The organism is Bosea sp. ANAM02 (assembly GCF_011764485.1).
Classification (GTDB): domain Bacteria; phylum Pseudomonadota; class Alphaproteobacteria; order Rhizobiales; family Beijerinckiaceae; genus Allobosea.
This window is the reverse complement of record NZ_AP022848.1, coordinates 1,209,479-1,230,660: the sequence shown is the minus strand read 5'-3', so window position 1 is coordinate 1,230,660 and position 21,182 is coordinate 1,209,479. Positions and strand designations below refer to the sequence as shown.

The window sequence follows — 21,182 nt, the reverse complement described above, 5'->3', positions numbered from 1 at the left end:
GCATCATGGCTTCGTCCTCTCCTGCCAGCCGGCGAGATCGGCGGTCACGGTCCACCCGGCCCCCAGTTCGTCGCGGATCGCCTCGACGATGGCTGCCCCCTCCGCCTCCCAGGCCAGTTGCTCGACGGCATCGGGAAAGCGCGAGCGCGCCTCGTCATCCTCTTCATAGATCGCGTCGAACGTATCCATCCAGGCTTCCAGCCGGTCCGCGAGATCGTCGGACAAGCCGGCATCCTCGGCATCGATAGCCTTGCGCCGGCCCTTCGCGTCGATCGTCCACAGGCCGCTATTTCCGAGCCAGGCCGGCGCAATGAGCAGGGTCTGGCTCACGAGCGCTCCTTCAGATCGGCGGTGAAGAACGGGTTCAGCGGTGCCGAGGGGCCGTTGCCGGCAAAGCCCTTGAAGCTGCCCTCTTCGGCGATCAGCCGGGTCGCCTCGATGAAAGCAGCCCAGGCTGCCCGCGCCAGCGCGCCGCCGATCGAGATGCGCCGCGTTCCGGTCGCCGCGATCTCCGCAACCGACAGCCCGAAATCGCCATAGATCAGCGTGTTGACCGGTTTGCCGCCGGCCGCTTTCACGATGGCTCCGATATCGGCCGGGGTCTTCGGGCCGGGCGCATAGAGCACGTCGGCGCCGGCCGCCGCATAGGCCTCGATCCGCCGCACCGATTCCTTCAGCGGCTCGGCATGGCCGGTCAGGAAGCACTCGGCCCGCGCCGTCAGCACGACGCCGGAGCCGGTCTCGTCGATCGCCTTGCGCGCCGCCTTGATCCGCTCGACCGCGAGTTCGAACGGATAGAGCGGCTCGTCCTGGCGCCCCGTCGCATCCTCGATCGACAGGCCCGAGACGCCGGTCGCGACGCAGAGCTTGACGTTGGCCGCGACGCCGTCCGGCGTATCGGCATAGCCGTTCTCGAAATCGGCATTGACCGGCAGATCCGGCACCGCCTTCACGATATCGGCGATGTGAGCGAGCATCATGTCGCGTGGCACGTCCTGGTCGGCCCGCCCCTGCGTGAAGGCATAGCCGGCGCTCGTCGTCGCCAGCGCCTTGAAGCCCTGCCCGCGCAGCCAGCGCGCCGAGCCGAAATCCCAAGGGTTGGGCATCACGAAGCAGCCGGCCTCGTGGAGCTTGCGGAAGGCTTCGACCTGCGGGCTCTGTGCCATGCTTTAAATCGTTTCAAATGGAGGCGGAACGAAGAGCTGCCATAGTGTCGAGGGTCGTATCGTTTGTCAGCCCCGAAGGCCGCGCGTCGCGCAGCGAACGCCGATGCGCGGGCGGAATGGCGTGGGGGTGGCGTGCAGCAAGAGGCAACGAAAGCGCGCCAATGAAATGTGTCATTCCGCACGCGCCGCGGCGCGAAGTGCCGCTGCGCAGATGCGGGATCGTCTTCCGGAAGAAGCGCCTTCTCGTCGCACGGTCCCGTGTCTGCGCCGCGGCATTACATGCCGCAGCGCGCACGGGATGACACCCTTCAAAGCCCGGTCAAACGCGGTAACCCCTCAGTGGTTATCGCGCGGAATGCCGAACTTCTTGTGGATCTTCTGGTACTTGACCGCCGGCTTGAGGACCATGCCCTCGGAGAGCTCGTCGACGATCTTGCGCTGGATCTCCTGCCAGGGCGTCTGGCTCTTCGGATACTTGTAGCCGCCGGCCGCCTTGAACGCCGCCTTGCGCTCGGCGAGTTCCTCATCCGAGATCAGGATGTTGGCGGTGCGCTTCTTCAGGTCGATGCGAACCTTGTCACCGGTCTTGAGCATGGCGAGCCCGCCGCCCGTCGCCGCTTCCGGCGAGGCGTTGAGGATCGAGGGCGAGCCCGAGGTGCCGGACTGGCGGCCGTCGCCGACGCAGGCGAGCGCGGTGACCCCCTTCTTGATGAGGTAATCCGGCGGCCGCATGTTCACGACCTCGGCTGCGCCCGGGTATCCGATCGGGCCGACGCCGCGGATGAACAGGATGCAGTGCTCGTCGATGGCAAGCGCCGGGTCGTCGATTCGGTGGTGATAATCCTCCGGCCCGTCGAAGACGATGGCGCGGCCCTCGAAGGCCATCGGGTCCTTCGGGTTCTCCAGGTAACGCTTGCGGAATTCCGGCGTGATCACGCTGGTCTTCATGATCGCGGAATCGAACAGGTTGCCGGAGAGGTTGAGGAAGCCGGACTGCGCCTTCATCGGCTGGTCGTAGCTCTTGATCACCTCGCGGGCGATCGAGAACGCGCCCTTGCAGTTCTCTTCCAGCGTCCGCCCGTTGGCGGTCATCGCGGGCTTGAGCTTGCCCTTCTCGATCAGCTCGGCGATCACGGCGGGCAGGCCGCCGGCGCGGTAATAATCCTCGCCGAGATATTCGCCGGCCGGCTGCAGGTTCACCAGCAGCGGGATCTCGTAGCCGATCTTGGTCCAATCCTCGTTGTCGAGCTTGACGCCGATATGCTTGGCGATGGCGTTGACATGGACGGATGCATTGGTCGAGCCACCGATCGCCGAGTTGATGACGATGGTATTCTCGAAGGCCTCGCGCGTCAGGATCTTCGAGGGGATCAGGTTCTCCCAGACCATCTCGACGATGCGCTTGCCGGTGAGATAGGCCATCTCGTAGCGGTCGCGATACGGCGCGGGGATCGCGGCGGCGCCCGGCAGCGTCATGCCCATGGCCTCGGCCAGCGAATTCATCGTCGAGGCCGTGCCCATCGTGTTGCAGTGGCCGGCGGACGGCGCCGACGAAGCGACCAGATCGACGAAGCCTTTGTAGTCGATCTCGCCGGCCGCCATCATCTGGCGCGCCTTCCAGACGATCGTGCCGGAGCCCGTGCGCTCACCGCGGAAGGAGCCGTTCAGCATCGGCCCGCCCGGCAGCGCGATCGCCGGGATGTCGACCGTCGCGGCCGCCATGATCTGCGCCGGCGTGGTCTTGTCGCAGCCGGTCGTCAGCACGACGCCGTCGAGCGGATAGCCGTAGAGAATCTCGACCAGCGAGAGATACTGCAGGTTGCGGTCGAGCGCCGCCGTCGGCCGCTTGCAGGTTTCCTGGATCGGATGGATCGGGAACTCGAAGGGCACGCCGCCCATCTCGCGGATGCCGTCGCGGACACGCGAGGCCAGCTCGATATGATGGCGGTTGCACGGCGCGATGTCGGAGCCGGTCTGGGCGATGCCGATGATCGGCCGGCCCGATTGCAGCTCTTCCCGCGACAGGCCGAAATTCATGGTGCGCTCGATATAGAGCGCGGTCATGTCGGCATTGTCGGGATTGTCGAACCACGCCTTCGAGCGCAACTGCTCGGGCTTGATGCGCCGAACCGGCTTCTTGCCGGGGGTCTTGCCGGGTTCCTTGGCCATCCTCGTTTCCTCTCGTTCGGCGCGGCGCTGGCGGCCGCTTGCCGATCTCACATTCAAACGATTTGAGACTAGCCATCATGCCCATCGCCCGCGGCTCGGCAAGGCCCAATCTGACTGATAGTCATACTATTTAATCATGCTGTATGCAGCATGCAACAATCCTGCGATGCACCGCCCGCGCTTGCCAGCAGCGCCGGTTTGGCGGCAGAAAACACCCGAGGAGATTTTACCCACGATGATGTCGCGGCCATCCGCGCCGTCATTCCCGGGCGCCGCTTGGCGGCGAGCCCGGAACCCATGAACACGACTTTTCCATCATGGTCGGGCTCGACCCGACCATCCACGTCTTCGCCGGCCGAAACCCGTTCAAGACGTGGATGTTCGCCACAAGGGCGAGCATGACGGAAGCTGGAATCTCGTCGTGTTCATGGTTTCAGGGCTCAGGCCTTCGGCCTGCCCGGGAATGAGGGAGCGGGTCCAGCGACATCTGAGAACTGCCGCCGAGGAAACGCGCCATGACCCTCCACATCGTCCCCTCCTTCTCCCGCATCGGCGAGGAGAACGCATTCGCTGTGCTGGCCCGCGCAACCGAATTGCAGCGCCAGGGCAAGGACATCATCAATCTCGGCATCGGCCAGCCGGATTTCGCGACGCCCGACCATATCGTCGAGGCCGCGGTGAAGGCTTTGCGCGACGGCCATCACGGCTACACGCCCGCCAACGGCATCCTGCCGCTGCGCGAGGCGGTCGCCGCCGACCTCCACAAGCGCTTTTCCGTCGAGGTCTCGCCCGAGAGCGTGATGATCGTGCCCGGCGGCAAGGTCACCATGTTCATGGCGATCCTCATGTTCGGCGAGCCCGGCGCCGAAATCCTCTATCCCGATCCCGGCTTCCCGATCTACCGCTCGATGATCGAATATACCGGCGCGACGCCGATCCCGGTGCCGATCCGCGAGGAGAACGGCTTCGCCTTCTCGGCCGAGGAGACGCTGGCGCTGATCACCCCGAAGACGCGTCTCCTCATCATCAACTCGCCGGCGAACCCGACCGGCGGCGTCACGCCCAAGGCCGAGATCGACAGGCTCGTCGCCGGCCTCGCCAAGTTCCCCGATGTCGCGGTGATGTCCGACGAAATCTACGACCAGATGGCCTATGACGGCGAGAAGCATGTCTGCCTTCTCAGCTATCCGGAAATCCGTGACCGGCTGATCCTGCTCAACGGCTGGTCGAAGACCTATGCGATGACCGGCTGGCGGCTCGGCTATTCCGTCTGGCCCAAGCCGCTGCTCGACAATGCCCGCAAGCTCGCCGTGAACTCGCATTCCTGCGTCAACGCCCCCGCACAATGGGCGGGGCTGGCGGCACTCACCGGCCCGCAGGACGCGGTGCATATGATGCTGGCGGAATTCGACCGGCGCCGGAAGGCGGTCGTTAAGGGCCTGAATAGCCTGCCCGGCGTCTCCTGCATCGAGCCCCGGGGCGCGTTCTACGCCTTCCCGAATGTCTCCCAGACCGGCTGGAAGGCGAAGAATCTGGCCTCGGCCCTGCTGGAGGAAACCGGCGTCGCCACCATCGGCGGCCCCGATTTCGGCGTCCATGGCGAGGGCTATATCCGCCTCTCCTATGCCAACTCGCTGGAAAACATCGAGCGGGCGCTGGAGCGGATGAAGGCTTTCCTCAGCACAGCAAAGGCCGCCTGACCATGATCACCTGCTACCTGCGCTACGTCATCGATCCCCATAAGCTCGATGCCTTCGAGGCCTATGGCAAGCTCTGGATTCGACTGGTCGAGAAGTTCGGCGGCAAGCACCACGGCTATTTCATGCCGTCGGAAGGCGTGTCCAACGTCGCGCTGGCGATGTTCAGCTTTCCCTCGCTGGCGGCCTACGAGGATTACCGCAAGCGCTCGTTTGAAGACGCCGAATGCCGGGCGGCCATCGCCATGAACGAGAAGGAACGCTTCATCGTCAGCTATGATCGCTCGTTCTTTCGACCGGTCTTCGAGGACGATCAGGGCGTCAAGCGCGCGCCCTGAACCCGCCGGTCAGTTCCGCGCGCTGGCGGTCACGCCGGGATCGACCCTGAAGCTCGAGGCCTCGATCACGGCGGTGCCGATCATCGTCTTCACGGAGATGCGCACCGGCACCATCACGTCGGTGCCTGCGATCGGCGCGAGCCAGGTCGTGATGTCGCGGTTCTCGGCCATGAACTTGGTGCTGGGCCGCAGCGCCCGGTGGCCGGCGATCGGCACATAGCGCGCCTGGCAGATCGAGACCGGGCCGCTATAGCCCTCCAGCTTCACGTTGCGGGTACCGGCGCTGGACAGCTTGATGTCGTAGCGCGCCGCGCCGTCGAAGATCGGCAGCGTACGGTTGCAGGCGCCGTCCTTGCCCTTGCCGTTGACCGGCATCAGGAAGGCGCTGAGCGGATCGACGATATTGCGCTTGTGGCTGTCGTTCAGCGGCACGCGGTCGGGCTTCTCGTCGATCGGCGGCTCGATATCGATGCCTGCGACGGCGCCCTCGGCCAGGGCCATGCGGACGGTCCGGCTCTCGCTGGAATTGGCGGAACTCACCGCGAAAGTCTTCGGCGCGAGCCGGCCGCCGACGAGAACACCCGTCGCCGCGCCCGAACCGCGGCCGCCCGTGACCCCACCGGCGATTCCCGTCAGCTTCGCCGTCATGTCGAGCTTGTAGCCGGAATTGTCGATGCCGCCGCTGAGGCTCGCCGTGCCCAGGGTGATTCCCAGGAGCGACACATCATAGCGCGCGTCGAGCGAGGCCGCATGAGCCGCGGTGCACAGACCGGCAGCGAGGACGAGGCTTGCGAGGGATGAGGTAGCGGCGGACTTCATCCATTGTCTCCGGAACGGCGCGATCCTGCGCTGAATGCACTCTGAATCGGCCCGAATCGTGACCGTCTTCCCCGCGCTGCGAAGCGACGGCCGGTTGAAGCATCGGACCGCGATCTTTACACCCCGTTAACGCTGAAGGCCATGTGAACGGCCTGCCTGAGTTTTCCTTGACGCAAGCTCCGGCCTTGGCTATGGAACCGCGACTTCAATTTGACTTCCGGTGCTCGCCGGCACGTCGCGTGTCGGTTTTTTTGTTTGAGCGCCCCCGGGAACGTAAGGAACGATATCATGGCCCGCCGTTGCGAACTGACCGGGAAAGCCACCCAGACCGGCCACCTCGTCAGCCACTCGAACCGCAAGACGAAGACCGTCTTCCGTCCGAACCTCGTGAACGTCACGCTGCAGTCGGACGCGCTCGGCCGCTCGGTGCGCCTGCGCGTCTCGGCCAACGCCCTGCGTTCGGTCGAGCATCGCGGCGGCCTCGACGCCTTCCTGCTCAAGGCTTCGGCCGGCGACCTCTCGACCGGCGCTGCCTCGCTGAAGCGCGACCTCGAGAAGAAGCTCGCCGCCAACTGAGCGGTTTACCCCTTCCAGGTTTGAATGAAGCGGCCGCGAGGCCGCTTTTTTCGTTTGAGGCTTGGCTCTATCGTCATGCTCGCCCTCGTGGCGAGCATCCACGTCTTGAACACGACCTTCGGCCAGCGAAGACGTGGATGGTCGGGACAAGCCCGACCATGATGTCCGTTATGGAAGCAACTCGAATTCCAGCAGAACCGTCCGCTGCAGGAACGAGAAATTGTCGTCCGAGATCAGGGTGAGGATCGTGCGCCCCTCCTCCTGATGGACCGACAGCCCCTCCATATTATCGATCTCGTAGCCCATGTCGGCCTCGATCAGGCGCTGGCCGTCCACCAGTGCGCCCGGCCGGATATCCCGCCCGGCGATTCGCCTGATCCGCATGCCGACGCCACGCAGCGGCTGATACCAGCGCTCCAGCACCAGCATATCGCCGGAGGGCAGGAAGGCGAGATCGGTGATGTCGTAGCCATCATGCCGGGCGAGCCTGAACAAGCCGGGCTGCGGGCCTCCGAGGATGGCGCCCAGCGTCGGCTCGTCCGCCTTGCCCGAACGTTCCGCGATCGCGACCAGCGCCCCCTTCAGCGCTCCCGCGGGCATGACGCCGAGCGCCTCCAGCCCGCGATTGCTGGGCAGGCGCTTCAGCTCCCGCGGCAGCGGGACGGGCCGCGCCCGCGCCTCGACGCCGTCGCGAGCCCAGTCGAACCGAGCGATCTCGTGCTTGCGCTCGATTCCGACATAGGCGGCGCCGTCATGGATGCAGAGGCTTTCGGTGTCGTAGAGCCCCGAACGCGCGAGCGGCCGTCCGGAGCCGCCGAGGATCGCCGCCATCTCGACCTCGTCGAGACCGGAGAGCTTGCCGTCATGATAGGCGACCTTCGCGGTCAGCCAGTAGCCGCGATCGCTCACCGCAACGAGATCGCGCCCGCCATTCAGGCGCGCCAGTCCCGAAAAGCCGCCGAAGCGCGTGTGGCCGGACGAGAGCACCAGCCCGCCCCGGAATTGCAGCGCGCCGAACCGGCGCTGGTCCGGCCGGCGTGGCTCGAAAGCCGCGATCGGCCGTGCCGTGACCCCCACGGGAAAGCGGGTCTGCTCGATCGCCTGCGCGGCGCCCGGCAGCGCCAGCGCGCCGAGCCCTGCCAGCATTGTACGGCGGGTCAGAGGCATAAGCCGAAACCTGTGTCGAAGAGCGCGGGGAACCCCTCTCCTGTAAGGAGAGGGGCAGGGGTGAGGTGTAGGCCGTTGGACCAGCGAAGCCTCCGCCTCACCGGCGCAGCGACCACCTCACGGTAATCACGGTTAGGGGCCTACCCTCACCCTGCCCTCTCCCTATTGGAGAGGGTTCCCCGCGTGTGGTTCTGCGAGGCCTGAGCTTGGTCAATGCCCGCGGCGCTTGGAGCCCGAACCGCCCGGCCCATCCTCTTCGAACAATTCGGCGAGCTTCTCGGTCATCACGCCGCCCAGTTCCTCCGCATCGACGATGGTCACGGCGCGGCGATAATAGCGCGTCACGTCGTGGCCGATGCCGATGGCGATCAGCTCGACCGGCGAGCGCGTTTCGATCTCGGCGATGACATGGCGCAGATGCCGCTCGAGATAGTTGCCGGCATTGACCGAGAGGGTGGAATCGTCGACCGGCGCGCCGTCCGAGATCACCATCAGGATCTTGCGCTGCTCGGCCCGGCCAAGAATGCGCTTATGCGCCCAATCAAGCGCCTCGCCGTCGATATTCTCCTTGAGCAGCCCCTCGCGCATCATCAGGCCGAGATTCTTGCGGGCCCGCCGCCAGGGCGCGTCCGCCGCCTTGTAGATGATATGGCGCAGATCGTTGAGGCGGCCGGGATTGGCCGGCTTGCCCGATTGCAGCCAGGCTTCGCGCGACAGACCGCCCTTCCAGGCGCGGGTCGTGAAGCCGAGCAATTCGACCTTGACGCCGCAGCGCTCCAGCGTCCGGGCCAGGATGTCGGCGCAGGTCGCCGCGACCGTGATCGGCCGGCCACGCATCGAGCCTGAATTGTCGATCAGCAGCGTGACCACCGTGTCGCGGAAATTCGTGTCCGATTCCTGCCGGAACGAGAGCGGCTGGAACGGGTCGAGGATGATGCGCGGCAGACGGGCCGGATCGAGCGCGCCCTCCTCCAGGTCGAATTCCCAGGTGCGATTCTGCTGCGCCATCAGGCGTCGCTGCAGGCGGTTGGCGAGGCGCGCGACCACGCCCTGGAGATGGGCGAGCTGCTTGTCGAGATAGGCCCGCAGGCGCGTCAGCTCCTCTGCGTCGCAGAGCTCCTCGGCGGTGACGACCTCGTCGAACTTCTGGGTATAGGCCTTGTAGTCGGTCTGCGGCCGTTCGTTGCCGCGGCTCTCGCGCGGACGCGGCGCCTCGCCGGCCTCCTCGGATTCGGAGTTCTCGTCCTCCTCCTCCCAGTCGCCGGCCGGCGCGTCGGTCGCCTCGGAGGCGCCCTCCTGCAGTTCCTCGGTCGCGTCCTCGCTAACCTCGACCTCGGAGCGGTCGGCGCCGCTCTCCTGCTCGGATTCGCCGTCCTGCTGCTGCTGGTCCTCGGAGGACTGGTCCTGGTTGTCCTCGTCCTCGTCGGATTCGTCGCCCTGCGCCGTCTGCTCGGCCATGTCGAGCGCGGCCAGCATGTCGCGCACCGTGCGGGCAAAGCCGCGCTGGTCCTCGATCGCCTTGGTGAGTCGGTCGAGCTCCGAGCCGGCCTTGGCCTCGATCTGCTCGCGCCAGAGCTCGACGACCTTCTCGGCCGCTTTCGGCGGCTTCAAACCCGTCAGGCGCTCGCGCACCATCAGGGCGAGCGCATCCTCCAGCGGGGCATCGGCCCGGTCCGTGACCTCCTCGTAGCGCCCACCGCGATGATAGCGGTCCTCCAGCATCGCGGTGATGTTGCCGGCCATGCCGGACATCCGCCGTGCGCCAATCGATTCGACGCGCGCCTGCTCGACGGCGTCGAACACGGCGCGGGCAGCATCGCCCTCGGGTGCGGCGCGGCGGTGGATCGCGGCGTCATGGCAGGCGAGCCTGAGCGCCATCGAATCGGCATGGCCGCGCAGGATCGCCACGTCGCCGGGGCTGAGCTTGCGCGGCGGCTCGGGCAGGCGCGCCCGCTCGCCGACCAGCGACGGCTTGTCGGCCGCGAAGACGATTTCCATCTCCGGTTTGCGGGCGATCGCCTTCATGGCGCCCGAGATCGCCCGCTTCAGCGGCTCGGCCGGAGCCTCCTTCGGCGTTCCTGGCTTGCGGTTCGAGATGGACAAGACTGGGCCGTCCTCTGGCTTCGAAGGATTAGCGCGACCGCCCGTCGTACTGCGTCGGCGACAATTCGGTCGGCTCGACGCCGGCAAGGCAGCGCACATTGACCGCGACCATCGGCGTGCCATCGGGGCCGTTCGCCTTCGCGAAGGACTCGACGCCGCAGGTCTCGCAGAACAGATGCTGGATCTTCTGCGTGTGGAAGCGGTACTCGGTCAGCGCGTCCTCGCCCTTGGTCAGGGTGAAGGCGCTGGCGGGCGAGAACGCGAGGATCGAGCCGCGGCGCTGGCAGTAGGAGCAGTTGCAGGTGATCGTCTGCCCGAGATCGGCTTCGACCTCGTAGGCGACCCGCCCGCAGTGGCAGCTTCCCTGATACTGCGCCATGGCTCGTGTCCTCCCGTTAGCTGAGCACCACGTTCGCGGCGCTTTCCGGCAGTTCCTTGCCGAAGGAGCGCTGGAAGAACTCGGCCACCAGCGTGCGCTCCATCTCGTCGCACTTGTTCAGGAAGGTAACGCGGAAGGCGAAGCCGATATCACCGAAGATCGCCGCGTTCTCGGCCCAAGTGATGACCGTACGCGGGCTCATCACGGTCGAGAGATCGCCGTTCATGAAGGCGTTGCGGGTGAGATCGGCGACGCGGACCATCTTGTTGATGACGTCCTTGCCTTCCGGCGTGCTCTGGAAATGCTTCGACTTCGCGAGGACGATCGCGACCTCGTTGTCATGCGGCAGGTAGTTCAGCGTGGTGACGATCGACCAGCGGTCCATCTGGCCCTGGTTGATCTGCTGGGTTCCGTGATAGAGGCCTGAGGTGTCGCCGAGACCGACGGTGTTGGCCGTGGCGAACAGGCGGAAGGCCGCATGCGGGCGGATGACGCGCTTCTGGTCGAGCAGCGTCAGCTTGCCGGACTGCTCCAGAACGCGCTGGATCACGAACATCACGTCCGGGCGGCCGGCATCGTATTCATCGAAGACGAGCGCGATGTTGTTCTGCAGCGCCCAGGGCAGGATGCCGTCCTGGAACTCGGTGATCTGCTTGCCTTCCTTCAGCACGATCGCGTCCTTGCCGACGAGGTCGAGGCGCGAGACATGGCTGTCGAGGTTGACGCGGACGCAGGGCCAGTTGAGGCGGGCGGCGACCTGCTCGATATGGGTCGACTTGCCGGTGCCGTGATAGCCCGAGATCATGACGCGGCGGTTATGCGCGAAGCCGGCGAGGATCGCGATCGTGGTGTCGCGGTCGAAGCGGTAATCCGGGTCGAGGTCCGGCACATGCGGATCGGCTGCGGAATAGGCCGGCACCTCGAGATCCGAATCGATCCCGAAAGTCTGGCGCACCGACAGCTTCATGTCGGGCAGGCCGGGCGCAGTCGTCGTCGTCATCATCTTGTCTCCAGGCAAAGGGCCATGACCGGAATTCGCCGGGCAACCCAGAGCCGACCGAGGAGGGAGGCGGATCGTCCCTCATTAGAGCGAAAGACCGGAAGCGGCAATTCGCAAAGCTGCACCCGGGCCCTCGCAAAGGGCATGCCGGCTCAGTGTCGAGAGCGGCCGGCAGCGTCTGTGAGAAGCTCTCTCACGATCGCGGCCGAGCGGGTGGCGCCGTCGCGGTCGATCAGCAGAGCGGCCGGCCGGGAGCCGACGGCCTCGCCGACGGCATCCGCCAGCGCCACCGCATCCCCGACGAAATCGCCCGACAGCCGGAAGCAGCGCGCCAGCCCCGCCCGCTCCATCGCCTCGGCCCGAACGGTCTGCTCGGTCTCATTGCCGGCATCGAAGGGCACGACGATCGCCGGCCGCCCGGCCGCGACGAGATCGAGCACGGTGTTGTAGCCGGCCTGGCTGATCGAGACCGCGCAGCCGGCAAGCAGCGTCGGAAAATCCGGCCGCGCCCGCTCGATCACGACCTTCCCGGGAGCTTCTGCCATCAGCAGCGCCAGATCGCGATCCGCCATGCCGCGACCGGCGAGAAGCCGCCAGCGACGCCCGGAGCGGTCGAGCCGCGCGGCGGCGACCGCGCAGGCGAAGAGCGGCAGGGCCGCGGCCGAACCGCCGCCGGAGACGATGACTTCGTCCATCCCGTCCGAGCCCTCATCCTGAGGAGCCATTTCGGCAGAAATGGCGTCTCGAAGGATGCTCCCGGAGGCTCCGGCGGCATCTGGAACATCCTTCGAGACGCCGCTTTGCGGCTCCTCAGGATGAGGGCTTGAGAGATGCGAAGCCCTCTCCGCATCCAGATAGCCGGTATAGCGCAGCTTTCCCGTCAGCCCCGCGCCCACCGGCCATGACCGTTCAAGCGGCAGGAAACGAGCATCGCCGTGGACCAAAACCGCGTCGAACATCCCGGCAACCCGCTCCTCGGCTTCGGCGATCCGGTCGGCGCGCGGCGTCACCAGCACGTCCCGCACCGAGGAGAGCACAAGCGCCCCCGGCCGCACCGTCTTCACCGCGGCGATCAGAGCGAGGAACTCAGCGGCCAATTGCCGTCGCCCGAAGGGAAAATGCTCGACGATCACGGCATCGGGCCGCAACCGCGCCGCCAGCTCTTCCAGTGAGGCGATCCGGGCGGCCTTACGCTCCGGATCGATCGGCGCGCCGCCCTCGTCGAGCAGCGTGCGGAAATCGGTGCCTTCGGTCCTGATCGCAGGCAACTGCACGAAGGCGAAAGGCTCGTTCTCCATCGCACGCAACGGCATGCCGCCACTCGCCAGCGTCACCGACAAGCCGCCTTGCGCCAAAGCCCGCGCCAGGTTCGCCGCGCGGACCAGATGGCCGCTGCCGAGCAGATGCGTCACTGCGATCAGGACGGAAGCGCTCATGCACCCTCGCCAGCCGAACCGCGGAGCATGGCCGCGACGCGGTCGAGCCCGGCCTGGGCCGAGAAAGCTTCCGTCAGGCGGGCGAAAGCGGCTTCGCCCAATACGGCACGCCGGGACGGTGCAATCGCAAGCTGGTTGAGCGCGGCCGCCAGGGCCACGACGTCGCCCGGCGGCACCAGCAGTCCCTCGACACCATCGCGCACGAATTCCGGTATCCCCGCGAAATCGGTCGCGACGATCGGCAGGCCCTGACTTGCCGCCTCCATCACCACGTTGGGTAGGCCGTCGCGGTCGCCGTCTCCGGCTTCCTTCGAGGGCAACACGAAGAGGTCGGCGGCCCGCAAAGCGGCGATGACCCCGTCCTGCGCCTTTGGCCCGGCCCAGGTGATCCGGTCATCGAGCCCGAGCGCCTGCGCCTGCGCCTGGAGGGCCTTCAGCCTCTCACCCCCGCCGATATGGGTGAGGCGCCAATTCAGCGTGCAGGGCAGCTTCCCCAACGCCTCCAGCAGATCGTCGAAACCCTTCTTCGCCACCGCCCGCCCGATCGTGACGAAGTGCACGGGATCGGCCGGGTCCGTGCCGTCCCGCAGCGATCGAAGCCCCGGCGCCGGAAAACGCGCAAGATCGAGCCCGTGATAGAGCAGCCCGACCTTGTCCGGCCGGTCGGACAACCGCTCCAGCTCGCGATGTCCGTCGCGTGTGCAGGTGACGCCCCAAGCGGCGGAGGCGATCTTCTCGCGCTTCTCCCAGTCCTGCGTCGTCCAGATGTCCTTGGCATGGGCCGAGAACGACCAGGTCAGCCCGCCGAGCAGGGCGGCATAGCGGATCACGGAAGCCGGCGTGTGCAGGTAATGCACATGCAGGTGGCGGATATCCCCGGGCAATTCGCGCGCCATCACGCAGGCCTGCCCGAAGCGGCGCCAGCGGTTGCGTGTCCGGTCGCGGGCGAGATCGCGCAGGAAGACAGGCAGCAGACGCAGCAGACCCGGCCGCAGCAGCGCGGCGAGCAGGCCCCGCATCACGCGCAATGGCTCGTCATGCAGATATTCCGGAAGATAGCGCGCCGGCGCCGTTATCTGATGATGCATCAAATGCTTTGCCCCATCCGTCGGATGGCGCAGCGACCAGATCTCGAAGAACAGGCCGCGCTGCTGCAAGCCCAGTAACTCCTGCGCGATGAAGGTCTCCGACAGGCGCGGATAGCCCTTCATCGCCACCGCGATGCGCGGCGCCTTGCGCTTCGTCATCGCCGCCCGATCAGCATGAAGCGCGTATAGTTCTTCGTCGGCCGGGCGCCAGCGAACCAGACCTCCGACAGCCCCGCCTGCTCGCGGAAGGCGTCGAGCGAGGGCACGCAGCTCCGGTGATCCGGCTCCCGGAAATAGTCGTTGGATTGCAGCACCAGCGGCAGGCCCCGCGGCAGGGTCGCGATCCAGCCCGATACATCATCGAGATGTTCGCAGCTCGTGTTGACGACAAGGCCAGGCATCGGCGACTGCGTCGCGAAATCCATTGCCATCATATCTGCCGTCATCGCCCGGAAGCGCCCCGCCGCGACATGGCGGTGGTTCAGGATTTCCGCGACCGGCGCGCAGGTCGGGTCGATATCGAGGCTGACGATTTCGGGGATCGCGAGCCTGTCATCGTCGAGCAGCAGCGCACCGAGCACTCCGTACCAGGCGCCGAGCACCCAGACCGGTCCCGCAGGCTTCGGGCAGGCCTGCGCCAGCGCCTCGACCAGCCATTGCTTGGAAGCAATCTGCTTGTGGTTGCAGGCGATCGAGAGGTCGGGCGGCGCGCCCTTGCCGTAGAGCCGCGCGATATCGGCGACGATGTGGTTGCCCGAGAGCGCCGCCATGCCGCGCAGCAGGTCGTGGAAGGCCTCTTGGGGCGGTTCGGGCGTCATAGGTCGGTCGTCATCCGGGAAAGCCGGCGGACCATAGACATGCGCGCCCGCAAAAAACCAGCCGCTAGATCATCGCGCATCCGATCGGACGCGATAACGATGATCGATCTTATTGCTGTTGCATCGGATTCATCCGAAAAGTGGACTCCACTTTTCGGTCCGATGCAATAGCGCAAGGATCAGGCTTTTTCGCCTGCCTCGCCCTGCTCTTCCTGCACCGCCTCCGTCGGCGTCGTCGTCTCGCCGCCTGCCACCACGGGCACCGGCACGGCCACGTCCTCGCGCTTGCGGCGGGCGATTTCCGGCGCGCTGGCGAAGCCGTAGGCGGTCAACGGCTTTTCGCGCCCCTTGATCGCGATCTTGAGCGAGGTCGTGCCGGCATAGCTGCGCCCGCTCGCCCGGATCGTATCCTCGGAGACGACGACATCGGCCAGCACGCGCCGCGTCGCCGATTCGAGCTGGCTCGCGACCATCACGGTCTCGCCGACCGTGATCTCGCGGCGGCCGAGATTGTCGTTCTCGACCGCGCCGGTGATGGCGTCGCCGGTATGGATGCCGATGCCGATCCGGAGCGGCAAAGGCAGCGCCGCGCCATATTCGCGGTTGAGCGCATCGACCGCCCGCACGATATCGGCGGCGGCCGCGATCGCCGCCTGCGCGCCCTTCGACGGCGGGCCCTCGAGCCCGAACACCGCCATGAAGCCGTCGCCATAGAAGGCGTCGATCCGCCCTTCATGCGCGGTGATCGCCTGACTCATCTCGTCGAAGAAGCGGTTGAGCAGGCCGATGAGCTCGCGCGGCAACTGCCGCTCCGACAGGGCCGAGAACGCCCTGAGATCGGCCACCACCACGGTCAGGCCGCGCTTGCCGGCGGCATCGTCGAGATCGAGCGGGCGCCCCGCGCCGGCATTCAGCCGCGAGGCCAGCAGGATCTGGACCTGCAGATCCTCGCGCGGCCGGATCTGGCAGGCGAGCCGGACGCCTTCGGGCGCCGAGATTCGGCGCAGCAGCTTGGCCTCGTTCGGGCCGGGCTTCGGCAGCTTGTCGTTGCCGTCCATCACCAGCACGCGGCAGGTGGCGCAGCGCGCCCGCCCGCCGCAGAGCGCGGCATGCGGGATGCCGAAGCGTCGGAACATCTCCAGCACCGTCGGCCCCGGCGCCAGGCGTCGCGTGCCGTGACCGACGAAGCGTACCGTGATCTGGCGCGTTGTCCGGACCCTGATCTCGCGGATGCCGATGAACAGCAGGAAGGAGGCGACGAGGCCGTAGAAGGCACCTTTGCCCCACATCACGTCGCGGGCGAACATCGCCGCCTGCGCATCGCTGACCAGCTCAGCCGGCATCGCCATCTGCTCGGCCTCGCGCGCCCCCACGGTGAAGCCGATCAACGCCAGCAGCGGGATCAGGATCGCCGCCAGCAGGAACGGGTCGCGCCAGTGACGATAGCTGTCGCGGGCGCGCAGCATGAAATGGATGCCGATGATGCCATGCGTCCAGACCAGCAGCAGCAGCAGCGACTGCGTCAGCGCCAGGTCCGGCCAGAGCCGGCGCAGAACGGAGCGGTAGCTCTCGTCGACGCCGAAATAGATCCCCATGATCCGCGTGCTGATGATGTGGTCGACCAGCAATAGCGGAATGGCGAGGCCGAGCGCGATCTGCAGCATCTCGCGCAGCGGCATCTTGAAGGTGCGCCGCTGGACCACGCGCAGCAGCGCGAAAACGGGGTGGACGACCAGAGCTCCATAGAGCGCAATGGTTCCGCCCCGGGAATGCCAGAAGCCATAGCGCCAGTCCTGGACCTTCTCCATCGCGTCGACGCCGAGGATACCGACCGCATGGTTCAGGAAATGGGTCGTCGCGAAAACGAGCAGGATCAGTCCGGAGATCAGCCGGATATCCCGGCTCCAGGAGGAGACCTGATCCATGCTGGCACCCATGCCACCGCGGGGCATTCCGGTGCGGTTGCTGCCTGCGGCTTGCGGCCGGTTCATGCGCTGATCGACCTCGTCAAACGGTTTCGTGCTCGTGCAGCAGCACGGAGGCGAGCCGGTGGACGCGGTCGGCCAGATCCCGGCAGACCGCGAGGCTGAACTCCGGCACGGTCTGGAGCAGTTCGAAGAACAGGTCCTTCGGTATCCGCAGGGCCAGCACCCGCGACTTGGCGCTGATTGTCGTGATGAAGGGCTTGCCGCTGAGCAAGGCCACGTCGCCGGTGATGCTGCCGGTATCCTTGACGAAGCGTCGCTCCTCGCCGTTTTCGCGCGGCTGCGAAATCTCGACCTCGCCTTCCAGGATGACATACACGCCCGCAAGCTTCTCCTGCGGACTGATCAGGATGTCGCCGGGCTCGAATTGCAAGCGCTCGCCCATCAGCGCGACGAGCTTCAGCCGTGATGCCGGCATGTCCTGAAACAGCGGCAGCGTACGCAGGCAGCCGATATCGGTGTCCAGACTCATGACCGTGCCTCCATTCGCCCGGTATTCTCGCGCCCGGCGTCGTCGAAGCGCGACGCCCGATCATTGGCCGCATCGGGCGTACCCTGCGCCTCGACCGTCCCTGTCGCTCCGTGGAACATCACCCGCAGCGGCACCTCGCCCGCAAGATTAGCATCTCCGACCAGAAGAAACAGCGTCATGCCCGCGCAGTAGCCGTGCAGCCTTGCGACGATCTCCGCGGGTTCGTCAGAAATCGCGAGCAGGGCCGAAATGTCGAGCACCGCGATCTGCGGCGCCTTGACCAGCGCCTGCACCAGCGGCACGGCCTGGCGCAGCCGCGCCGGCAGATAGCGGCCGCGGATGCCGCTCTCGGTATCGAGGCCCAACCGATACAGCGCCTCGCCCAGTCCCGAGCGGGAGAGCGCTTGCAGCACGATCTCGTCGACCTTGCGCGCGGCATCGGGCAGGCCGTAGCCGATGCGCCCGAACATCAGGTTGTCGCGCACGCTGGCGCCGACCATCACCTTGTCGGGATCGTAGAAATCGACATCGTCGACCGCATCGGCCGGCAGGTGCCTGCGGAAGCTCCCTCGCGCCCGGAGGATGCGCCGCTCCAGGCGGACATCGATCAGATTGAGCCTGTGCTTGGGCTCGATATAGCCCAGCGCCAGCGCCACGAGATCGCGCTCGGTCTCCTGGTCGAGCGGATTGCGCATGTCATGCTTGGCCAGCACGTCCGCCAGCTCGTTCAGACGCTCGAACTCGAAATGGGCGCCGAAGGAATAGCGCTCGAACAGCGCGTGGCCCTGCGGCAGACCGGCGAAGATTTCGACGACGGTCGCGACGATGCGCGCGCCCATCTCGGCCAGGGGCTCGACCAGCGCCTCCGCTTTCAGGATCGACTGGGCATACGGCTCGAACAGCAGGGTCGCGCTGTCGAAGCGCGTCGTGGTGCGCGTGCCGAAGATCAGGTTCTCCACGATCGACGCGTTGCGGTTGTAGCGGTCGAGAACGAACGGCTCGATCAGGTCGCCCTGCTTGATCCGCGCGAGTTCGGCCGCGACGACGCGGCGCGCGGTGATGATGCGCTCGATCGCCTGCTCGCTGACGGGCCGCATCACCTTGCCGCCCATGCCGAGCTCGTAGACATCCTGCGTGCAGCCGAAGACGTCGAGCAATTCGTGGATCCGCGCCGCGAGCTCGGCCGCGTCGGCCACGCCGACCCCCTCGTAATCGGTCCAGTCCGCCTCGAACGGAAAGGGCGAGTTGCCGGAGCGGAGCGCTTCGACGAAGCGGCGATGCTCCGGCGCGGAAATCGCCCCGGTATCCTTCAGATCGGGGCGACGGCGCCTGAGCGGCAACAGGATGTTGTCGCGCATCGAGCCGGCGATGATCTCCGGTTCGTCTCCGGAATAGCCGATGAGATGGCTCGCCCGCTCGACCGACATGCCTGCCAGCGGCTCGCCGTCGATCAGCACGCGGCCGGTATAGCTCGTCGCCTGCCGGCCGAGAATTCGGCCGAGCACATCCTTGCCGCCACCCTGTGGACCGATCACCGCGACGATGCCCGGTCGCTTCAGGCTGAACGAGAGCGGCGTCAGCAGCGGCTGGCCGCGGTTGTCCAGCATCTGCACGGATTCGAGCCGCACCTCGCCCTTCTCCGACAGGGCCGGGACGCCGTTCTCCTCGTCGAGGACCAGCGTCTCGTCGTTGTTGAACTGGGAGATGACCTGATCGTACTTGATCGTCACGTCGTTGCGCTGCTGATCCCAGTCGATCAGCTCCTTGATCGGCGGCGGCAGGTCGCGATAAGCGGCGATCACCGCGACGAGCTGGCCGATGTCGAGCCGCCCCTGCAAGGCGAAGAAGCCGCCGATGGCGTAGAAGAAGAACGGCGTGATCTGGGCGAGCAGGTTGTTCAGGAACTTGACCGCGAATTTCCGCTTGTAGAGCGCGTAGCGGATGTCGAACAGCCGGCCGAGCCGCCCGGCGATGTCGGACTGGACATAGGCCGTCGCGCCATGGCCCTGAATCATCGGCCCGGCATCGACGATCTCGCCGATCCGGCCCGCGAGCTGGCGCGAGGCGATCTGCCGCTCGCGGCCCAGCCTGAGCTGCTCGCGCCTGAGAATCGGGATGATGATCGCCTGCGCCAGCACGATCAGCAGCGCGATCGACCCCAGCCAGACGCTCTGCGCCATGATGAAGACGAGCGCGGTGAGCGCCTGGCTGAGCAGGAAGACCGGCTGGATGAAGGCATCGCCGACGAAGCCGCCGATCGGCTCGACCTCGTCCTTGATCATGCTGGCGACCTCTGCCGGCTTGACCGAGCGGATATCCTCCGGCCGGAAGCGCATGAGCTGGCTGAACAGGTCGTAGCGCATGCGCCTCAGCATCCGCTCGCCCAGGATGCCCTTGCGCACGTTGATGAGGTATTTGAACCCGCCATTGATCAGGACCAGCAGCAGGAAATAGCCGCTCAGGCCGATCAGCAGGCCGTACTGGCCGACCTGGATGCCCTCCGAGATCGTGTAGCTGGCCCCGCCCAGCCAGGACGGCAGGTGCAGGGTGAAGTCCATCAGGGTCGCGGTGGTCTTGCCGTCCTTGAAGGCTCCGCCCTGGATCGCGTCGTTGACGATGCGCTTGGGCACGTCGAACGAGGCCCAGTTGAACGGGATCGAGACAAGGATGATCAGCAGGACGACGACCTGCTCGGCCCGGCTCTTCTGCCAGATGTAACGGAAGAGATTGGACTCCAAGGGGCAACCCTGTACCGAAGCGCTCGCGGCGCAAGCTCGACCGGGTCCGGCGGGCCCGCGCCGACCATATGGGGTGAGGTTGCGGCCAAGTGCAATGCGCGCCACGCTGCGGCCGTGCCCGCATCGCAAAAATCGAGGCATCGTGTCATCGGGGGAAGCGTGAACAGAGGCGTCGCATCGGGAATGCTGGGCTGCGCGGTCATGATCGGCCTTGCCGGACCGCTTCCGGCCCCGGCGCGCGCCGATCCCGCGCAGATCATCCTGCGCGACGGCTTCGAGCAGAACGGCTTCGCGCCCGAAGGCGGGCTCTTCTACAAGGACAATCCCGAGCAACGATCGGGGCGCGTGACGTTCGATCGGGCCGCGCCCTATAGCGGCGTCGGCGCCCTGACCCTGACCGCGACGCCATCCTGCCTCCCGCATGCGGCGGGCTGCAGCGAAAGGGCCGAGGTCTGGGAGCGCCCGGACGTGCTGGTGCCCTTCCGTCATCCGGTCTGGTACGGCTTTGCGCTGCGCCTCAACGATCCGCTCGCCCAGGACGATCGCCGATATGTGATCGCGCAATGGAAGCGCGAGATCCTGCCCGAAGCCGTCGGCGACTATTCGCCCTTCCTCGCCTTGCGCCTCTATCGCGGCCGGCTCGGCATCACCGTCGAGACCGATCTGATTCCCTCCTACCCGATCGGCGGCAGCGAACGTCCCGCAGGTTGCCTCCCAGGCGAAGGACGCGTGCTCAGCCGCCCCGACGCGCACCAGACGCGCGCGCTCGTCGCCATGGAAAGCGGCACCACTCCGGAAAACTATCCGAGCTATTTCGATTCCTGCGCGCCGGGCATCCGGGTCACGCACCATGCCGACCTGCCCTCGGCGCAGCAGGGCTGGATCGACTTCGTCGTGCGCTCCGAGCCCGGCCCCGACGGCGACGGCCATATCGAAATCCTCGCCGATGGCGTCCATATCGTGACCGTCACCGGCCATATCGGCCATGGCGGCCCCGGCCTCGACAACAACCAGTATTTCAAGATGGGCCCCTACCGCGCCCCGGCGCCCCTGCCCTGGAGCATCAGCTACGACGATTTCCGGCGCGGGCCCCGTTGCAGTGATGTCATCCGCATCGGGCAATGCCCGCCGGAACCGGCGCGAGCGTCGAAAGCGATTGGCAAGCCCGTGCTTTCGACGTCTAGTGACGTGAGGAAAGCTGAGGAACAGTAGGACTGCCTGGGGCGTATCG

Annotated in this window: 18 protein-coding genes; 4 read left to right on the top strand and 14 right to left on the bottom strand. The window is 66.6% G+C overall.

Going from position 1 to position 21,182, the window contains the following annotated elements; all coding sequences use genetic code 11:
- Positions 1 to 3: 3 nt before the first annotated feature.
- From OCUBac02_RS05935 to OCUBac02_RS05925, 3 genes are all read right to left on the bottom strand, one after another.
- Complete coding sequence (locus tag OCUBac02_RS05935; RefSeq protein ID WP_173044143.1) at positions 4 to 330, bottom strand: hypothetical protein; 327 nt, start codon at positions 328 to 330, stop codon at positions 4 to 6.
- Entirely contained in the window at positions 327 to 1,166 is an 840-nt protein-coding gene (locus OCUBac02_RS05930) for an isocitrate lyase/PEP mutase family protein (RefSeq protein WP_173044141.1), read from the bottom strand. Before OCUBac02_RS05930 ends, OCUBac02_RS05935 begins: the two co-directional genes overlap by 4 nt.
- Before the next feature lie 336 nt (positions 1,167 to 1,502).
- The gene (locus OCUBac02_RS05925) at positions 1,503 to 3,335 is read right to left on the bottom strand and encodes an IlvD/Edd family dehydratase (RefSeq protein ID WP_173044139.1); all 1,833 of its coding nucleotides are present in this window, start codon (positions 3,333 to 3,335) and stop codon (positions 1,503 to 1,505) included.
- Positions 3,336 to 3,850: 515 nt separating this feature from the next.
- Between OCUBac02_RS05925 and OCUBac02_RS05920 the strand changes: the two genes are divergently transcribed.
- Together OCUBac02_RS05920 and OCUBac02_RS05915 are read left to right on the top strand one after the other, a co-directional pair.
- Complete coding sequence (locus OCUBac02_RS05920; protein WP_173044137.1) at positions 3,851 to 5,035, top strand: pyridoxal phosphate-dependent aminotransferase; 1,185 nt, start codon at positions 3,851 to 3,853, stop codon at positions 5,033 to 5,035.
- A 2-nt stretch (positions 5,036 to 5,037) separates the two neighbouring features.
- The gene (locus tag OCUBac02_RS05915; protein ID WP_047573978.1) at positions 5,038 to 5,370 is read left to right on the top strand and encodes an NIPSNAP family protein; all 333 of its coding nucleotides are present in this window, start codon (positions 5,038 to 5,040) and stop codon (positions 5,368 to 5,370) included.
- A gap of 9 nt (positions 5,371 to 5,379) precedes the next feature.
- On the opposite strand, the gene OCUBac02_RS05910 is transcribed toward OCUBac02_RS05915, so the two are convergent.
- Complete coding sequence (locus OCUBac02_RS05910) at positions 5,380 to 6,189, bottom strand: DUF3108 domain-containing protein (protein WP_173044135.1); 810 nt, start codon at positions 6,187 to 6,189, stop codon at positions 5,380 to 5,382.
- Positions 6,190 to 6,477: 288 nt separating this feature from the next.
- Between OCUBac02_RS05910 and rpmB the strand changes: the two genes are divergently transcribed.
- The gene (gene rpmB, locus OCUBac02_RS05905; RefSeq protein WP_047573983.1) at positions 6,478 to 6,765 is read left to right on the top strand and encodes a 50S ribosomal protein L28; all 288 of its coding nucleotides are present in this window, start codon (positions 6,478 to 6,480) and stop codon (positions 6,763 to 6,765) included.
- 168 nt (positions 6,766 to 6,933) lie between these two features.
- Here rpmB and OCUBac02_RS05900 read toward each other — a convergent pair whose 3' ends face one another.
- The 10 genes from OCUBac02_RS05900 to OCUBac02_RS05855 all read right to left on the bottom strand — a co-directional run bounded on the left by OCUBac02_RS05900 (position 6,934) and on the right by OCUBac02_RS05855 (position 19,951).
- Positions 6,934 to 7,932: an esterase-like activity of phytase family protein gene (locus tag OCUBac02_RS05900; RefSeq protein WP_173044133.1), complete on the bottom strand. Its 999-nt coding sequence runs from the start codon at positions 7,930 to 7,932 to the stop codon at positions 6,934 to 6,936.
- Positions 7,933 to 8,142: 210 nt separating this feature from the next.
- Positions 8,143 to 10,035 carry a cobaltochelatase subunit CobT gene (gene cobT, locus OCUBac02_RS05895; RefSeq protein WP_173044132.1) on the bottom strand — a complete coding sequence of 631 codons (1,893 nt, stop codon included), beginning with the start codon at positions 10,033 to 10,035 and terminating at the stop codon, positions 8,143 to 8,145.
- Positions 10,036 to 10,063: 28 nt separating this feature from the next.
- Entirely contained in the window at positions 10,064 to 10,414 is a 351-nt protein-coding gene (locus OCUBac02_RS05890) for a GFA family protein (protein ID WP_047579423.1), read from the bottom strand.
- A gap of 16 nt (positions 10,415 to 10,430) precedes the next feature.
- On the bottom strand, positions 10,431 to 11,417 hold the full coding sequence (gene cobS / locus OCUBac02_RS05885) for a cobaltochelatase subunit CobS (protein WP_047579425.1): 987 nt from the start codon (positions 11,415 to 11,417) through the stop codon (positions 10,431 to 10,433).
- A 149-nt stretch (positions 11,418 to 11,566) separates the two neighbouring features.
- Positions 11,567 to 12,850, bottom strand: coding sequence for a glycosyltransferase family protein (locus tag OCUBac02_RS05880; protein ID WP_173044128.1), 1,284 nt, complete (start codon positions 12,848 to 12,850; stop codon positions 11,567 to 11,569).
- Positions 12,847 to 14,097 (bottom strand): glycosyltransferase, encoded by a 1,251-nt coding sequence (locus OCUBac02_RS05875; protein ID WP_173044126.1) that lies wholly within the window; start codon positions 14,095 to 14,097, stop codon positions 12,847 to 12,849. Before OCUBac02_RS05875 ends, OCUBac02_RS05880 begins: the two co-directional genes overlap by 4 nt.
- Entirely contained in the window at positions 14,094 to 14,756 is a 663-nt protein-coding gene (locus tag OCUBac02_RS05870; protein ID WP_173044124.1) for a class I SAM-dependent methyltransferase, read from the bottom strand. The genes OCUBac02_RS05875 and OCUBac02_RS05870 overlap by 4 nt, the downstream gene beginning before the upstream one ends.
- Before the next feature lie 179 nt (positions 14,757 to 14,935).
- Positions 14,936 to 16,747: an adenylate/guanylate cyclase domain-containing protein gene (locus OCUBac02_RS05865; protein ID WP_173044122.1), complete on the bottom strand. Its 1,812-nt coding sequence runs from the start codon at positions 16,745 to 16,747 to the stop codon at positions 14,936 to 14,938.
- Between the two features lie 16 nt (positions 16,748 to 16,763).
- Positions 16,764 to 17,213 carry a Crp/Fnr family transcriptional regulator gene (locus OCUBac02_RS05860; protein ID WP_173044120.1) on the bottom strand — a complete coding sequence of 150 codons (450 nt, stop codon included), beginning with the start codon at positions 17,211 to 17,213 and terminating at the stop codon, positions 16,764 to 16,766.
- Positions 17,210 to 19,951: an ABC transporter ATP-binding protein/permease gene (locus OCUBac02_RS05855; RefSeq protein WP_173044118.1), complete on the bottom strand. Its 2,742-nt coding sequence runs from the start codon at positions 19,949 to 19,951 to the stop codon at positions 17,210 to 17,212. The genes OCUBac02_RS05860 and OCUBac02_RS05855 overlap by 4 nt, the downstream gene beginning before the upstream one ends.
- A 183-nt stretch (positions 19,952 to 20,134) precedes the next feature.
- Between OCUBac02_RS05855 and OCUBac02_RS05850 the strand changes: the two genes are divergently transcribed.
- On the top strand, positions 20,135 to 21,163 hold the full coding sequence (locus OCUBac02_RS05850; protein ID WP_244639116.1) for a heparin lyase I family protein: 1,029 nt from the start codon (positions 20,135 to 20,137) through the stop codon (positions 21,161 to 21,163).
- The last annotated feature ends 19 nt before the right edge of the window (positions 21,164 to 21,182 follow it).

Excerpts from the sequence above, each read along its gene's own strand:
- OCUBac02_RS05925 (WP_173044139.1), bottom strand. The coding sequence starts at position 3,335 with ATGGCCAAGGAACCCGGCAAGACCCCCGGCAAGAAGCCGGTTCGGCGC.
- OCUBac02_RS05865 (WP_173044122.1), bottom strand. The coding sequence starts at position 16,747 with ATGAACCGGCCGCAAGCCGCAGGCAGCAACCGCACCGGAATGCCCCGC.
- OCUBac02_RS05890 (WP_047579423.1), bottom strand. The coding sequence starts at position 10,414 with ATGGCGCAGTATCAGGGAAGCTGCCACTGCGGGCGGGTCGCCTACGAG.
- rpmB (WP_047573983.1), top strand. The coding sequence starts at position 6,478 with ATGGCCCGCCGTTGCGAACTGACCGGGAAAGCCACCCAGACCGGCCAC.
- OCUBac02_RS05915 (WP_047573978.1), top strand. The coding sequence starts at position 5,038 with ATGATCACCTGCTACCTGCGCTACGTCATCGATCCCCATAAGCTCGAT.
- OCUBac02_RS05860 (WP_173044120.1), bottom strand. The coding sequence starts at position 17,213 with ATGAGTCTGGACACCGATATCGGCTGCCTGCGTACGCTGCCGCTGTTT.
- OCUBac02_RS05900 (WP_173044133.1), bottom strand. The coding sequence starts at position 7,932 with ATGCCTCTGACCCGCCGTACAATGCTGGCAGGGCTCGGCGCGCTGGCG.
- OCUBac02_RS05875 (WP_173044126.1), bottom strand. The coding sequence starts at position 14,097 with ATGACGAAGCGCAAGGCGCCGCGCATCGCGGTGGCGATGAAGGGCTAT.
- OCUBac02_RS05850 (WP_244639116.1), top strand. The coding sequence starts at position 20,135 with ATGCTGGGCTGCGCGGTCATGATCGGCCTTGCCGGACCGCTTCCGGCC.
- cobS (WP_047579425.1), bottom strand. The coding sequence starts at position 11,417 with ATGATGACGACGACGACTGCGCCCGGCCTGCCCGACATGAAGCTGTCG.
- OCUBac02_RS05910 (WP_173044135.1), bottom strand. The coding sequence starts at position 6,189 with ATGAAGTCCGCCGCTACCTCATCCCTCGCAAGCCTCGTCCTCGCTGCC.
- OCUBac02_RS05930 (WP_173044141.1), bottom strand. The coding sequence starts at position 1,166 with ATGGCACAGAGCCCGCAGGTCGAAGCCTTCCGCAAGCTCCACGAGGCC.
- OCUBac02_RS05870 (WP_173044124.1), bottom strand. The coding sequence starts at position 14,756 with ATGACGCCCGAACCGCCCCAAGAGGCCTTCCACGACCTGCTGCGCGGC.
- OCUBac02_RS05920 (WP_173044137.1), top strand. The coding sequence starts at position 3,851 with ATGACCCTCCACATCGTCCCCTCCTTCTCCCGCATCGGCGAGGAGAAC.
- OCUBac02_RS05880 (WP_173044128.1), bottom strand. The coding sequence starts at position 12,850 with ATGAGCGCTTCCGTCCTGATCGCAGTGACGCATCTGCTCGGCAGCGGC.